Source organism: Chitinophaga horti (assembly GCF_022867795.2).
Lineage (GTDB): Bacteria > Bacteroidota > Bacteroidia > Chitinophagales > Chitinophagaceae > Chitinophaga > Chitinophaga horti.
This window is the reverse complement of the sequence record NZ_CP107006.1, coordinates 2138653-2153552: the sequence shown is the minus strand read 5'-3', so window position 1 is coordinate 2153552 and position 14900 is coordinate 2138653. Positions and strand designations below refer to the sequence as shown.

Genomic DNA, 14900 nt, shown 5'->3' with positions numbered 1-14900 from the left:
AGCCCTGCGAGCTGACACTTCATAAGTGTAAATTGTTTTCATAGGTCTTCGGTCTTATTCGGTTCGGTTATTCAGGATATATATAATATTCGGCGTTCGGTGTTCAATCTTCGGTTTCTCCATCTGCTGTGTCAACCTACGTATTCAACACCAGGTAATCAGGAATACGGTATTATTCATTCGGTGTTCAAGTTTTCTTCTCTTACAAAGCTCAGTATTCAGTGTATCTGAGATTAAAATTAATAACTATATATGACATACAAAAATGCATTTTTTATCCCAAACTGACAAAAAACCATAAATATTATGTTTATAAACTATCTGTTATCTGATTTCCAACCATTTAACCTGCCGGAAAAAATCTTAACTTTTTATACACAAATAGGATACCATTCGATATTTTTTTACCACCCTAGTGGAATTGATAATTATTTACCTACCTTTGCAGACCAAATTTGATGTATGCCGAAAGTAAAAACACACTCCCGTGCGAAAAAAACCTTCAAGGTTACGGGAAGCGGAAAAATCAAGCGTGCAAATGCCTACAAAAGCCATTTGAACACTAAAAAAAGCAACAAGAGAAAACGTCACCTGAGAGGTGGTAGCATGGTAAACGATGCTAACCTGAACCTGGTGAAGAGAATGCTTGTTCTCCGCTAATATTTTTCAATTTATCACTTTTTTAAAAAAGCGTAATCATGCCTCGTTCAGTAAACGCAGTCGCGTCAAGAGCAAGAAGAAAGAAAATCTTAAAGCAAGCTAAAGGCTTCTACGGTAAAAGAAAGAACGTATACACCGTTGCCAAGAACGTTCTGGAGAAAGGTCTTACATATAGCTATGTAGGCCGCAAACTGAAGAAAAGAGAATACCGCCAGCTGTGGATCGCACGTATTAATGCTGCTGCCCGCGCCGAAGGTCTCACTTATTCTCAGTTTATCCATAAATTATCAGAAAAGCATATCGACCTTAACAGGAAAGTGCTCGCTGACTTGGCAATGAACGAACCAGAAACCTTTAAAGCTTTGGTAGCTTCCGTAAAAGGATAATTACCTTAACTTTCTCAATACTCTTCAACCGGCTTCCCACAAGGAGCCGGTTATTTTTTATATACCCTATTGTTTTTCAAACACTTTATACTGCGCACCCCAGTCAATCACGGGCAATTGCCCCTTAGGGAACAGCCCCACCACCGCAGAACCGCTGCCGCTCATGGCCGCGTAAACCGCCCCGGAAGTATACATCTTATCCTTGATGGCTTTAATGGCCGGATGCTCCGCAAACACCACCGCCTCAAAATCATTCACCAGCACGTCTTTCCATTGATGAACTGACTGTAGATCTAAATCCCTCAACTGTTGCGCTGGCTCCCCAGGCGTTATTTTCCCGAACGCCTTACCTGTATTCACATGAATACCAGGATGTACCACCAGGAAACTGTATCGATTCAAATCCAGGTCAATCTCCTCTAATACCTCGCCGCGACCGGTGGCTAAACAAGGCTTGTTTTTGATGAAAAAGGCACAATCGCTTCCTAAGATGGCCGCATAGGCGATCAGTTGCGGTTCGGAGATGCCTAATTTGAATTTGTCATTCAGCAACAGGAGTGTAAATGCAGCATCGGAAGAGCCGCCCCCCAGGCCTGCGCCAATGGGAATATGTTTGTGAAGATGGATGTGAACGGGCGGAAGCGTGGGAAAATCCTTCTTTAATAGATGATAAGCCTTCAGGCAAAGATTATCGTCCGTATTGCCTGGTACATCTATGCCGCTAACGGTGAATGACAGCTCATCGGCATGAACGATTTCGAGTGCGTCACAAAGGGGCAGGGGATAGAAGATCGTTTCCAGGTCGTGAAAGCCATCCATTCGCTTGCGGAGGATGTGCAGGCCTAAATTGATCTTACAGTTCGGAAAAACGACCATATTATCTGCTTCTGCGGGCGTTGATCTCGTCACGGATGGCGATTGCGCGGATGTAGTCTTCCTGCTCCAGCACGTCTTGCAGCAGCTGGTTCAGATCTTCGAGACTCATGGCCTTCAGATCGTCCTCTGCGCCCTTTTCATGTTCGGAGATGGTGGGGCCGGTAGTAGTTTTGGCCGCCTTTTTACCAGCCGGATCGTCCAGCAGGATGCCCGCACTGTTGAGAATGTTCTCGTATGTATAAATCGGGCAACCGAAACGTACGGCCAGGGCCAGCGCATCGGATGTACGGGAGTCAATTTCGATGGTATCGTCGTTGTTGGAGCAAACTAATTTAGAATAGAAAATGCCTTCCTGGAGGTTACTGATAACAACTTCGTGCAGCTCAACCCCGAACGCATTCATGAAGTTCTTCATGAGATCGTGGGTCAAAGGCCTGCTGGGCTGCATTTTTTCAAGGGCAACCGCAATGGCCTGCGCTTCAAAACCACCAATCACTATCGGTAAGCGCCTTAATCCGTTCACTTCGCCCAACACTACAGCGTACGAATGCGTTTGGGTAATGCTATGCGACAATGCAACTATTTCCAATTCTATCTTTCTCATACTGTCAGATACGTTCGCGCTGCGGTTAGTATCAGCGCAAGACGTGAAGTTAGAAAAATATTCTAAAAAAAAACATTTGACAAATTGATAGTTACAGACTTGTAGGCCTGTAACTATCAAATGGATAACCTATTAATGACCTTTGATCTTCTTAACTGCTGCGGTGATTTTAGGCACCACTTCAAAAGCGTCGCCAACTATACCGTAGTCGGCCGCCTTAAAGAACGGCGCTTCCGGATCTTTGTTGATCACTACGATCACTTTACTGCCGTTTACACCCGCCAGGTGCTGTATCGCCCCGGAAATGCCGATCGCGATATACAGGTTCGGGCGGATGGTGAGGCCTGTTTGTCCCACATGTTCGTGGTGCGGGCGCCAGTCGGAGTCAGCCACCGGCCTTGAACAGGCAGTAGCAGCACCCAATGCTTTGGCCAGGTCTTCTACCAGCCCCCAGTTTTCGGGACCTTTCAAACCACGGCCGCCGCTCACTACGATCTCGGCTTCGGTTAAAGGCACCTCGCCACTGATCGTTTCCGTTTTCAGAACTTTCACTTTAAAGTCTGCATCGCTTACAGCAGGAGCGAAGGCTTCCACAGAGGCGGTGCCTGTACCTGCTTCCAAAGCAAACGTATTGGGCAGCACGGATATTACTTTTATGTCGGAGGTGATGTTCACTTTCGCAAAGGCCTTGCCGGAAAACACGTTCTTCTTTACTACAAAACCGGAAGCGGTATCAGGCAGTTCAATAGCGCCTGCCACCAGTCCGGCTTTAAGCCTGGCGGCTACGCGCGGGGCGATAGCACGGCCGGAGAAGTTGTGGGAGAAGATCACCACTTTAGCGCCTTCTTTAGCAGCGGCTTCGGCTATGATCTTAGTGCTTACACCAGCATCGGCGTCGCTGAACTTTGCGCCGGCTACCTGTAATACTTTGGCTGCGCCATAATTACCCAGTGCGGCCAGCTCGGCGTTGTCCACATCACCCAAAACGATGGCTACTGCGTTACTGCCTTGTTGCTGCGCTACTTTTGCGCCATATTGTACTGCCTCCAGGGCCGATTTTTTTATCTTTCCTTCGAATTGATCCGCAAATATTAATACAGACATGCTAATTCCTTTTTCTGGTGAATGATAACGTGGACTAAAATGCTTTGGCCTGTTCGTGGAGCAGTTTTACCAGCTCCTCCGCATTTTCAGGATCGATGAGCTTCACGCCCGCTTTAGCCGGGGGAAGATCGAAGCCAACCACGGTGGTAAGATTATCCGCAGCCACCGGCTCCAGTACTTTCAGGGGCTTGGTGCGCGCTGCCATAATACCTTTCATATTGGGGATGCGGGCCTCAGCCATGCCTTTTTGGGCGCTGACTACGACAGGCAACGCTACTTCCACCACTTCCTCGCCGCCTTCGATTTCGCGGTTAAGGGTGGCGGTCTGCCCGTTTATGTCCAGTTTAGCGGCGATCGAAACGAAGGGGAGGTCCAGTAGTTCGGAAAGCATACCGCCGATGCTGGAGCCGTTGTAATCGATCGTTTCCTTACCGGTGAGGATGAGGTCATAGTTTTCTTTCTTCGCGTGGTCTGCTATCTGCGCAGCAATAAAATAACTGTCATGGCTATCCGCGTTAATGCGGAAGGCCTCGTCGCCACCCAGCGCGAGGGCCTTACGGATAATAGGCTCCGTATCTGCGCCGCCAACAGTGATCAGGTGAACCGTACCGCCCAGTGTTTCTTTTAATTCCAGGGCACGTACCAGCGCATACCATTCATCATAGGGGTTGATGATGAATTGCACGCCCGCCTCACTGAATTTCGTGTTGTTGTCAGTGAAAGCTATTTTTGCAGTAGTGTCCGGGGTTTTACTGATACATACTAAAATCTTCATAACCTTTAACTTAGTTTTGTTTTGGTAAATGCGGTATTTACAAATATATCGATTTTCAGCATTCACAACAGGCATATGAGCAGAATAGACCAATTAGCCGAATTACTCACCCAGGAGCCTAACGACAGCTTCCTGAAACACGCGCTGGCACTGGAGTACATCAAGATCGGAGACGATGTTTCGGCACGCCGGCAGTTCGAAGAGCTGCTCGCTAACGAACCAGGATATACCGGCTCTTACTATCACCTGGGCAAACTGCTCGAACGCGCTGGAGTGCCTGAGGAAGCCCTCGCCACTTACGAAAAAGGCATGGCCATCGCGAAGGCAGCCGGGCAACGCCACGCTTATAATGAACTACAGTCGGCTTACGAAGACCTGGCCTATTAAACTCAACGCTCAGCTATGCAAGAAGCATTCCGTGATTATATCCGTCAGCAGAATTTACTGGCTGCCGAACAAAAAACACTGCTCGCCGTGAGCGGCGGCCGCGACTCCGTGGTAATGGCGCACCTCTTTCATGTATCAGGACTGGCGTTTGAGATTGCGCACTGCAACTTTGCTTTGCGGGATGAGGAGTCGATGCGGGACGAGCAATTTGTGCAGGCACTTGCGCAGCGGCTGGCGGTTCGTTATCATGTAAAACATTTCGATACACGGGCATTTGCAACGGAACATAAACTATCCATACAGGTAGCTGCCCGTGAGCTGCGCTACCAGTGGCTGGAAGAAGTTCGGCAGCAACAGCAGCTGGACTACATCGCTACGGCGCATCATATGCAGGACAATGTAGAAACGGTGCTGATGAACCTTTCGAAAGGCACTGGCATCGCGGGACTGCATGGCATCCCGCCGAAAAGCGGTCGCGTTATAAGGCCACTGCTTTTCGCGACCAGGCAGCAAATCAATCAATATGAAAAAGAAAAGGAAACAGGGTTTGTGGAAGATAGTTCGAATATAACAGATAAGTATACACGGAATTACTTTCGCCACAAGGTAATCCCTAAAATAGAAGAAGTATATCCCGAAGCGATACGAAATATCGGCAGCAGCATCGAGCGTTTACGCGAGGCGGAAATGCTGTACCAGGAGGCGTTGGCCGTACACCGGAAAAAGTTGCTTGAAAAGAGAGGAGAGGAGTACTTCATCCCGATACTGAAGCTGCAAAAAACGGCGCCGTTGCAAACGATCGCTTACGAACTGCTGAAACCCTTTGGCTGTAGTGCGGCACAGGCTGCGCAGGTAGTGGATATGCTGGATAGCGGATCAGGAAAATATCTTTCTACGCAAACCCATCGTATTTACCGCGATCGGAAATGGCTGATTATTACGCCGCAGCAGGTAGACCAGTCGACGCATTTCGTCATTGCGGAAGGGCAGGAGACCGTATTGCTGCCCGGCGCCACCATCTACCTGCAGGCAAAAGATGCAACGGGCATTACACCACCCACAGCCGCCACCATCGCCTGCCTGGACACAAAACACCTCAAATACCCCTTGCTGCTCCGGCGCTGGAAGAAGGGGATTACTTCTACCCGTTAGGCATGCAGAAAAAGAAAAAGCTGTCCCGCTTTTTCATCGACCAAAAGTTATCTATCCCACAAAAGGAAAATACCTGGGTGCTGGAAAGTGACAAAAAGATTGTGTGGGTTGTAGGACTGCGTATCGACGATCGCTTTAAGCTGACCCCGCAAACCAGACAGTTAATACAACTGGAGTGGAAGCCCGCATGACCGAACTGCATTTAACATCGCAGTATCGCTAGTATCGCCTTCTTGATCCAATGTATTTGTCAATCCCCGGAAAATCGTAGCGGATCGCGTTGATAAACTCCATGCCGATGACAGGCTCGAGCAACACAGGGAACAGGAGGCCGAACACCGCACCCCAATAGTGCGCATCGTGCGCAATACGACCACCACCTTTGCCATCGAGGTAAACGGACACCCATATATACACCGCGCCGAAGATCACGGCAGGAAAGCGGATAATATCAATAAAAAAGAAAGAGATACCACTCCACGGGAAAAACAGGATACCCGAAAAGATCACTGCCGATACCGCACCAGAAGCGCCTACAGACTGGTAACTCGGGTTATCGCGGTGTTTAAGTAACGATGGCACACTCGACACCAGCAAAGCCGCCACATACATCAACAGGAAATAGTATTTACTGCCGAAACGCATCACATAAATATCCTCCACCGAACTAAAAAAGTACAGCGACAGCATATTAAAACCCAGGTGCATGAAGTCGGCATGTATAAGGCCGGAAGTAATCATCCGGTAATACTGACGCTGATGTTTCACCTGGTAGGGCGACATACTCAATTTATAGAACTGGTCCTGGCTTTGCAGTGCAGTGAAAGAAACCAGGCAGGTAAGGATGATGATCGAAAGCGTAATGGACATAACAATAGCTGATGTAGGCGCTAAAATAAAGGAAATCGGTTATTCGTGGTGGTATTTTTCGTTACTCAGTACCGAATAAGCCCGATACAATTGTTCTGTTACGATGAGCCGTACCAGTTGGTGCGGGAACGTGAGTGCAGATAATGACAGCTGTAACTGTGCGCGCTTCAGCACTGGTTCGTCCAGCCCGAAAGCGCCGCCTATAAGGATGATGAGCTGCCTGGTACCCGCATTGGCCCGTTGCTGCAGGAAGTCGGCGAGTTGCAGGGTGGTCATCGTTTTACCGCGTTCATATAAAGCCACGAGGTAGTCCGATGGTTGCAACATATCGAGCAGCATTTTGCCTTCCTGTTTTTTTAATTCGGTGGTAGAAAGACTTGCTGCCTGCTTCACCGTGGGAATCAGTTTTATCTCGAAATCCGTGTAGTGTTGCAGCCGCTTCTGAAATATTCTGATGCCATCGGCGATGTACGCATCGTTCTCTTTACCTATGCTCCAAAGCTGTATCTTCAAGGCTTTCCGCGTTATTTGATGAGCGTCAAAAGTAGGGCTAAAAAAGAAAATGCAAGAATTTTAAGCGAAAGATTTGCAGAAATAGAAAATCTCCCTACATTTGCATCCCGTTCAACATGAACACGGCCTTGTAGCTCAATTGAATAGAGCATCTGACTACGGATCAGAAGGTTTCAGGTTTGAATCCTGACAGGGTCACTAAAAAGGCAAAGAGATCATTCTCTTTGCCTTTTTTTATTTCTCTACGCGCCGTAGTAACGCTTCACTTATCCACATTTCACAGCGTAACTTATTGAAAAACAGATTAATCTAGCAATGAGGAAAACTCATCTCTACATTTCTTTACTAAAGTTTTGGAAATCACACACAAAGCATCGTACATTTGCATCCCGTCAAACAAACAACGGCTCCGTAGCTCAACTGAATAGAGCATTTGACTACGAATCAAAAGGTTTCTGGTTTGAATCCAGACGGAGTCACAAAAGGGATTAAATCTACTACGATTTGATCCCTTTTTTTATGCCCGCAACGCTCGCTTTAGCTGTTAACTCCCGGTTAATGATAAAAATCCAATCACGCTGAAACGCGCATTCTGCCAGATTTGTAGGAAATTAGAGATGAAGTGATAATGAAGGTGGTTAAGATCTCACCTTCCATTTGCAAAAAAACGTAAAAGGCTTAGGACTACTAAGCCGGGCAGTATTGTCTGCCTGGCATTTTTTTCTCTCTCTCGCTATAAGTTCGCTTCCTCAATCCGCCGTATACGCAGGCAACATCAGCACACTTACATCAGCATAACCAGGAAACAACCCGTGGAGGAACTGTTGAAGAAGTAATCAACACATCAAGCCGTGCAGAAACTGTCGAAGAAGTAATCTGCTCAACACCCAGCGCGGGAACTGCTCAAGAAGTTAGCGCGACAGCCTGTGCAGGAATTGTTAAAGAAATAATCAGCACATCATCCTGAGCAGAAATTGTTGAAGAAGTAATTAACGCGGCAACCCATGCAGGAAGCAATCAGCGCAACCTCGTCTTATGACGCAAATTCAGTAGCACATAACGCGTAATGCGTAAACGCCGGCGCGTTTGCTCCTGTATCGCCCTGTGATGCAGGAACCAGCCGCCAACTGCGCCAATGAGGCTGCCGATTACGATATCCAGCACGCGCAGTTCTACCAGCACACGCGGGTCCTGTGTCATCGCGCTGCCCGCCTCGGCCAGGAAAACGGTCATAGGAGTGATGAAGAAAACAGTTAGCGCATAATGCCGCACGATCAGCATCTCCACTAAAAATTGCAATACGAGAATAGCGATACAAATACCCAGGGCATTGAAATGAAACAAGAGCAATGCCCAGGTGAGTCCCATGCCCGCAAAGGTACCCAGGATGCGCTGGAAACTACGCTGCCATACATGACGAACATCCACCCCCTGCATCACCGCCATACTCGAAATAGGCACCCAGTAAGGATTGTCGAGCTGCAACAGCTGAGGCACCAATATCGATATGCCCGCAAACACACCGACGATCAGCGACTTTACGGTGTCCGAATAAGGCTCCTTACGCACAAGCGGCGCCGGCTTTTTAGCAGGGATACGTTTGGTGATATACAAACTGTAAAAGAAGGCAAGGGTACAGGCGAACATGGTGCCCATTCCGATCAGCCCCACGCGGTTAGGGATTGTATGCAAGTGGAAAGGCGCGCAACTACCGATAGCTGCCAGCATAATAAAGAAGAAACTGTTCGGCGGGGGCAGCCGGAAGTAACTTGTCACCCAATGCACACCCATAGCGAACGCGCCTATGAACAAGGTCGACAACAAAGGATTGAAGCTGAAACTGATGCCGATCGCGTAGGAGGCCATGAAACCAAAAGAACATGCCACCAGGGTAATCATTCGTTCGGCCACGGTGCCGGCGTTCAGGTATAAGATGACGAGTCCGCCCATACAGGCCAGCAACCCGTAATCCAGCCGACCGAAGTACCAACCGGCCAGCATCGGAATACCTACACACAACGACGCCAGTACCGGAATGTGCCACAGGCGCTCGGTTTTCTTCAGCTCAAAAAGTGTCTTTATCTCCTGCAGGATGATCTGGCGAATAGTCGGTTTCATATACTACCGGCAAAATTATCCCTAATCCTGCTAAGAAAAAAGCGCCTGTCAACCCAACACTTAAACTTAACAACATGCATTCCGGCCCAGATTGGCTACTTTTGCAAGGTATCATCAAACGTATCCGAAGAAGCATATGGTAAACGGACCATCATCCAGTGAGAATGTTGCCCGGGAACGCAGGGCGCGCCTTATTTTTATTGCTAAAATACTTGTATATGGCGTTATCATTTACTTTCACAACAATTATCCGGAGTATTTTGCCGATAATTATCGTCTCCTGTTAAAATTAACGCACGCGCTATACCTGCTTCTTGGCGGTAATATCGTGATCTCGCTGATTCATATTATCGTAAGGTCGTGGTATATCCGAAGGAACAACATCACCAATGTAAAACGGGATAACTTTCTGCTGGGGATCAGACGTATATCATCGGTACTAAATGCAATACTTATTATTCTGGCGGTGATGATTGTATTTGGCGTTGATATTCTCCGTTTCATTACAAGCATCACGATCGTTGCCGCGGCCATCGCGCTGCTGTCGAAGGATTACATCACAAATATCATCAACGGCCTGATCATCATGTTCTCTGACCAGTTATCGCTCGGCGACCAGATCAGGGTAGGGGAGTTCCAGGGAAAGATACTGGACATCACACTTATCAATGTAGTATTACAGAACGACGACGACGATATCGTGATCGTTCCAAATTCGGTGATCTTTACCTCTACGATTGTCAACCAAAGCAAGCAGAATATCAAAAAGATGTCGATCGAGTTTGAGGTAGACCTGCATAACTTTACGTCGCCGGCCGACCTGGAAGGCAGACTGAAAGAGGCGCTTCACCCATTCTCGGCGAATATCACGGCTAACAGTTTTTCTTTGAAAACACTTGAAATCCGTAAAGACCTGGCACGTTTCAAAGTACAGTTCCTCATCCCGCGGCACGACAAGGAAGTAGAGCGACAGATGAAACGTGCGGTGAACACAGTCATTTTATCCGTCAACAAAAAAGAAGTAGAAGACTAATTAGTCACCTAAACAGATAAACTCAACAAGATGAAGAAACAACGCCTGCTATTTGCCGCCATGGCTGCTTCGGTGATGGGCTTTACCGCCTGTAACAACCAGCCAGCGAAGAACACCACGGACTCTACGGCCACTACAGCGCCTGCCGAAGTGAAATTGAAGGAGGAAACAGTGACCTACAAAGACGATACGACCACCCTTATCGGTTACGTAGCGTACAACGAAGCCAGCGACGCTGCCCGTCCCGCAGTGCTGGTCGTACCGGAATGGTGGGGCATCAATGACTACCCGAAAGCCCGCGCCCGCCAGCTGGCAGAGATGGGCTACATCGCGTTTGCGGTAGACATGTACGGTAACGGCTTCCAGGCGCCTACGCCTAAAGAAGCGGGTGCCGAAGCCGGCAAGTTCTACGCTAACCCGGCCATGATGAAAACACGCATCGAAGCCGCCCTGGCCAAGATCAAATCCTTCCCGCAGGCAGACACTACCCGCATTGCCGCTATCGGTTACTGCTTCGGCGGTTCCGTGGTGCTGAACGTGGCTAAACTGGGCACGCCGCTGAAAGGTGTGGTAAGCTTCCACGGCAACCTCGCCGGCGCTCCGGCCAACAAAGAGCTGCTGAAAGCCAAAATACTCGTTTGCCATGGCGCCGACGACAAATTCGTGTCTAACGAAGAAATTGCCGCTTTCAGGAAAGGTCTCGACTCAATTGGCGCGGATTACAAGTTCATCGCTTACCCCGGTGCCGTGCACGCCTTTACAAACCCTGGCTCTACAGAGAACGGTCAGAAGTTCAACATTCCCATCGCTTACAACGCTGCCGCCGACTCGGCATCGTGGAACGACATGAAGACGTTCTTCAGTACGATATTCTAAACTGAACGGGGGGCTGTATCAAAAGTAGCTTTGACCCGTTTTTGTTCGGGCACCTGATGGAGAGATTTTTCGTTTATGCGTTTCTCATGGCCATCAAACTACTTTTGAGACAGCCCCTTTTTTATGCTACCAGCTTTTTTCCCGCTATGGAGCCGCCGTTGTGTCACACCCTTCATCGGCGGTAATTCTCGCCAACAATCCATCAAAATCGGCAAACAATTACTGCGGAATTATTGCAATCTTTATAGGGATAGTTCTTTTTTTAACCCGAAATCCCAAGTCAATGAAACGAATCCCTTTGCTACTCGCAGTAGCCGCCCTGTCATTATCTTCCTTTAAGAATGCAAACCCGCAAAGCACGCCCACAGTGCAAAAGACGCAGCAGCTGTTTGCCCTTTATTACGAATGGCAGGGACTCCTGAACATCATGACCACTTATGGTACCTTTGCCCTGGGTGTCGCCGTGGACTTTACCTACGAAAACTACAGCGTAACGAACGTGATTACCGCGGTAGACCAGCCGCACACGACCATCGTACGCTCGTCAACGTCGGGCATTTACACGACTCAGCACACGTACACGCCTACAGGTACAAGCTATTCGCTGAACAGCGCGGGCACCATCGCATCGCTGTCGTACAGCGGAACGTTGTATTCCGAGCGGTTTTACTACATGAACGGATCGAAGATCCTGGTAGGTAGCCAGACGCAGAACATCAGTTACACGCCGACCGTGAACTCGAACATTTTCCCGATGCCGTAGCAAATGAAAAAAGCCACCTCCGGGTGGCTTTTCTTTGCATTGTTGAAAAAAGCCACCCCGGGCAAACCAGGGCGGCGCTTTATATCAATCTATAAACTGGTAAATGTTATTGCATTCCCTCCATGCCGCTGTTACCGGTACCCTGGCTCTTACGTTTGAACAGGCTGGCATCTACCTTACCAAAGCGGTAAGCCAGTGTTAAACGCAGCATCTGCGGGTCGCGCAGGCGGGAATAGTATTGGGTAAAGTATTCGCTTTCGGAATACTGAATGGTCTTCATGGTGCGGAAAATGTCGCTGATGGCTAACGTGGCTGACAACGCATTGTTCTTCAGGAAGCTTTTCTTCACGGCTAAATCAACGCCACCAAATGGTTTGATGTAACCCTGTGCAGCGCTCTGTGCCTGGCTCATGCCGGGGCCGCCGAAGCCGCGCGGGTTGTTATTGATCGGCAGGTTCGTTTTAGACTGGAACGTGGCCGACAGCTGTACATCGAAGCTGGCGGGCAGTTTGAAGTTACTGTTGAATTTTCCGAACATGCTCCACATCGCATCCTGCGAGCTGCCGCTCACATTGTCGGTATTGATCTTAGAGTTGTATACGTTAACGCTGGTGGAAATATCCCACCACTTCGTCAGTTTGTTGATCAGCGTTACTTCGGTGCCGTAGGAGTACGAAGAATTAGCATTGGTGAAGGTATTGATCAGCGCTTCGGAACCCGTTACGTCGTCGGTCACCTTCTCCAGGTAATTGGTGATCAGATCGTCTGTGTGCTTGAAATACGCAGAGGCAAGCAGGCTGTGATTTGCGTTGAATGTTTTAGCGTAAGAAGCTTCCACCGACTGTGTAAACTCCGGCACCAGGTTCGGATTACCGCGGGTGATGTTCAACTTGTCCGTAGAGTCCGCGAACGGGATCAGCTGGAAGAAGTTAGGGCGGTTTACACGGCGGGTATAACTCAACTGCAGCTCCTGGTCTTTATTCAGCTTCTGGCTCAGGAACAGGGAAGGGAACAAGCTTACCGGGTAGCTGTTGCTGAACTTCTCGCCGGTTTGCAATAACTCACCTTCATACTCGGAGCTCTCTGCACGTAAGCCTACTTTATAGCCAAACTTACCGATCGAATTGCTGAAGCTCAGGTAAGCTGCGTATACGTTATCCTTGTTTTTATAGTTACTGCTCGTACTCGGAATCAGCACGTAATCCTGCGAAGCCTCGCTATATATGTAGTTGAAGTTATTGTTCTCCGTAGTACGTAACTGCGCGCGCAAACCGGTTTCCAGCTTGCCGGTTTTGGCGATCGGGCGAACGTAGTCGGTTTGAATGGTCGTGTTGCTCATCTTACCATCACCCAATATCCTTTGCAGTTCGTTGCCCGTCTTGGCAGCGCCGCTGAAGTAATCGGTATTGAAAAGCGAGTAGTTCTCATGTTTACCGCCAAAGTAGTTGAAGTCGGCCGTTAGTTCCTCACCTTCGCGGGGAAACAATTGCTTAAAGCCTAATACCAGGCCGTTCGCGTTAAAGGTACGTTCGCCTTCGGTCGTGCGGTGGCTGAAGGAGGACGTGATGCCCGTATTGAACAGGCTATCGGTCGTGATGTTGTTCACGTCATCCGGCTTAAATTTGCCGTGTACTTTTACGCCCGATACAGAGATCGTGGTACGGTTCGAAAGGAAGTAGTCGATACCGGCGCGACCGAACACGAAAGCGCCGTTGTTACGGTTATTGTTCGTTTGCAGCAGACTGGTAAGCGGCGTAGTGCCCAGATTATCCCGATCGGTATAACCATTCGTGCGGCTCTTATTCTGGTTAGCGTTGATGCTCGCAGAGAAGTTGAATTTATCCTGGCGATAGTTAACGTCGCCACCACCATTTACGGCGCCACGTTTATCGATACCTGCACGCAGGTTACCGTTATAACCAGTCTTCTTATTTTTCTTCAGCACGATGTTCAGGATGCCTGCGCCACCACCGGAAGCGTCGTACTTCGCAGATGGATTGGTGATCACCTCCACACTCTCGATCGCATCCGCAGGTATCTGGTCGAGCGTGAGGGTAGTGGGGCGACCGTCTACATACAACTGCGGCGCGCTGTTACGAAGCGATACATTACCGTCGATGTCCACCGCTACAGATGGGACGTTCTTCATCACGTCTACCGCGGTACCACCGGCACTCACGATGTTCTTTTCTACGTTAAACACTTTCTTGTCGATATCCAATGTCATCATTGGTTTGCTGGCCGTTACTTCCACGCCCTGGAGCTGACTTACACTGCCTTCCAGTTTGATGTTGCCGAGGTCTTTATCGAAGGATGGCTTGCCACCGGCAGGCGCAAAGCTCACCGCTTTTTCGTACGCTTTGTAATTCGTAGCCGATACTTTTACTTTGATGCCCATCACGGGTAAATCTTCGAAGTTGAACTCACCGTTCATTTCGGTAATCATACCTTTTACGAGCACGTCTTTCTGCTTTTTGGTGGCAGTATCAAACTTGCTTTGCATTACCATCACAGAGGCGAAAGGAACCGGTTTATTGTCTTTATCTAAAAGTTTACCGTAGATGTGACCCATATTGGGCATGGCCTGTCGGGCAGCTCCGGGTGCTCCACCAGGTGCGCCACCCGGCATTTGCGCCATCAGCGCGTAGGGGGCATATAGAAAGGCGAGAAGGGCGATAATCTTTTTCATGGTCTTGTTATTCAGACTCAAAATTACGCCGGCTTTATAGGGGAGAAGGGGGAATTGAGGCAGGTTGGTAAAAAGATGCGACGAAAGGGAAATA

Annotated in this window: 16 protein-coding genes and 2 tRNA genes; 10 read left to right on the top strand and 8 right to left on the bottom strand. The window is 48.8% G+C overall.

Annotation, left to right across the window (positions count from 1 at the left end; all coding sequences use genetic code 11):
- The first annotated feature begins 462 nt into the window (after positions 1-462).
- Together rpmI and rplT are read left to right on the top strand one after the other, a co-directional pair.
- Complete coding sequence (rpmI, locus tag MKQ68_RS08785; RefSeq protein WP_264282964.1) at positions 463-660, top strand: 50S ribosomal protein L35; 198 nt, start codon at positions 463-465, stop codon at positions 658-660.
- Positions 661-698: 38 nt separating this feature from the next.
- Entirely contained in the window at positions 699-1046 is a 348-nt protein-coding gene (gene rplT, locus MKQ68_RS08780) for a 50S ribosomal protein L20 (RefSeq protein WP_244837636.1), read from the top strand.
- Between the two features lie 66 nt (positions 1047-1112).
- Here rplT and ispE read toward each other — a convergent pair whose 3' ends face one another.
- From ispE to MKQ68_RS08760, 4 genes are all read right to left on the bottom strand, one after another.
- Positions 1113-1955, bottom strand: a complete 843-nt coding sequence (ispE, locus tag MKQ68_RS08775; protein ID WP_264282963.1) for a 4-(cytidine 5'-diphospho)-2-C-methyl-D-erythritol kinase — start codon at positions 1953-1955, stop codon at positions 1113-1115.
- Entirely contained in the window at positions 1924-2526 is a 603-nt protein-coding gene (locus MKQ68_RS08770; RefSeq protein WP_264282962.1) for a bifunctional nuclease family protein, read from the bottom strand. Before MKQ68_RS08770 ends, ispE begins: the two co-directional genes overlap by 32 nt.
- Before the next feature lie 132 nt (positions 2527-2658).
- Positions 2659-3630, bottom strand: coding sequence for an electron transfer flavoprotein subunit alpha/FixB family protein (locus MKQ68_RS08765; RefSeq protein ID WP_264282961.1), 972 nt, complete (start codon positions 3628-3630; stop codon positions 2659-2661).
- A 34-nt stretch (positions 3631-3664) separates the two neighbouring features.
- Entirely contained in the window at positions 3665-4405 is a 741-nt protein-coding gene (locus MKQ68_RS08760) for an electron transfer flavoprotein subunit beta/FixA family protein (RefSeq protein ID WP_264282960.1), read from the bottom strand.
- A 75-nt stretch (positions 4406-4480) separates the two neighbouring features.
- Between MKQ68_RS08760 and MKQ68_RS08755 the strand changes: the two genes are divergently transcribed.
- Genes MKQ68_RS08755 through MKQ68_RS08745 form a run of 3 tightly spaced genes read left to right on the top strand, consistent with a single transcriptional unit; the run spans position 4481 to position 6135 of the window.
- Complete coding sequence (locus tag MKQ68_RS08755) at positions 4481-4792, top strand: hypothetical protein (RefSeq protein WP_244837649.1); 312 nt, start codon at positions 4481-4483, stop codon at positions 4790-4792.
- 15 nt (positions 4793-4807) lie between these two features.
- Positions 4808-5944: a tRNA lysidine(34) synthetase TilS gene (gene tilS, locus MKQ68_RS08750; RefSeq protein WP_264282959.1), complete on the top strand. Its 1137-nt coding sequence runs from the start codon at positions 4808-4810 to the stop codon at positions 5942-5944.
- 2 nt (positions 5945-5946) lie between these two features.
- Positions 5947-6135 carry a tRNA lysidine(34) synthetase TilS C-terminal domain-containing protein gene (locus tag MKQ68_RS08745; RefSeq protein ID WP_264282958.1) on the top strand — a complete coding sequence of 63 codons (189 nt, stop codon included), beginning with the start codon at positions 5947-5949 and terminating at the stop codon, positions 6133-6135.
- 28 nt (positions 6136-6163) lie between these two features.
- Here the strand turns inward: MKQ68_RS08745 and MKQ68_RS08740 are convergent, their stop codons facing one another.
- Together MKQ68_RS08740 and MKQ68_RS08735 are read right to left on the bottom strand one after the other, a co-directional pair.
- On the bottom strand, positions 6164-6814 hold the full coding sequence (locus MKQ68_RS08740) for a rhomboid family intramembrane serine protease (RefSeq protein ID WP_264282957.1): 651 nt from the start codon (positions 6812-6814) through the stop codon (positions 6164-6166).
- Positions 6815-6853: 39 nt separating this feature from the next.
- Positions 6854-7327: a 23S rRNA (pseudouridine(1915)-N(3))-methyltransferase RlmH gene (locus tag MKQ68_RS08735; RefSeq protein WP_264282956.1), complete on the bottom strand. Its 474-nt coding sequence runs from the start codon at positions 7325-7327 to the stop codon at positions 6854-6856.
- 124 nt (positions 7328-7451) lie between these two features.
- On the opposite strand from MKQ68_RS08735, the gene MKQ68_RS08730 reads away from it, so the two are divergent.
- Positions 7452-7525: transfer RNA gene (locus MKQ68_RS08730), tRNA-Arg, on the top strand.
- A 207-nt stretch (positions 7526-7732) separates the two neighbouring features.
- Positions 7733-7806: transfer RNA gene (locus MKQ68_RS08725), tRNA-Arg, on the top strand.
- Between the two features lie 538 nt (positions 7807-8344).
- Here the strand turns inward: MKQ68_RS08725 and MKQ68_RS08720 are convergent.
- Positions 8345-9445 (bottom strand): FUSC family protein, encoded by a 1101-nt coding sequence (locus MKQ68_RS08720; RefSeq protein ID WP_244837658.1) that lies wholly within the window; start codon positions 9443-9445, stop codon positions 8345-8347.
- Between the two features lie 469 nt (positions 9446-9914).
- Between MKQ68_RS08720 and MKQ68_RS08715 the strand changes: the two genes are divergently transcribed.
- From MKQ68_RS08715 to MKQ68_RS08705, 3 genes are all read left to right on the top strand, one after another.
- The gene (locus MKQ68_RS08715; protein ID WP_264283640.1) at positions 9915-10478 is read left to right on the top strand and encodes a mechanosensitive ion channel family protein; all 564 of its coding nucleotides are present in this window, start codon (positions 9915-9917) and stop codon (positions 10476-10478) included.
- Positions 10479-10508: 30 nt separating this feature from the next.
- Positions 10509-11354: a dienelactone hydrolase family protein gene (locus MKQ68_RS08710; RefSeq protein WP_264282955.1), complete on the top strand. Its 846-nt coding sequence runs from the start codon at positions 10509-10511 to the stop codon at positions 11352-11354.
- A gap of 283 nt (positions 11355-11637) precedes the next feature.
- Positions 11638-12117 carry a hypothetical protein gene (locus tag MKQ68_RS08705; RefSeq protein ID WP_244837664.1) on the top strand — a complete coding sequence of 160 codons (480 nt, stop codon included), beginning with the start codon at positions 11638-11640 and terminating at the stop codon, positions 12115-12117.
- A gap of 106 nt (positions 12118-12223) precedes the next feature.
- Here MKQ68_RS08705 and MKQ68_RS08700 read toward each other — a convergent pair whose 3' ends face one another.
- Positions 12224-14806, bottom strand: a complete 2583-nt coding sequence (locus MKQ68_RS08700; protein ID WP_264282954.1) for a TonB-dependent receptor — start codon at positions 14804-14806, stop codon at positions 12224-12226.
- Positions 14807-14900 lie beyond the last annotated feature (94 nt).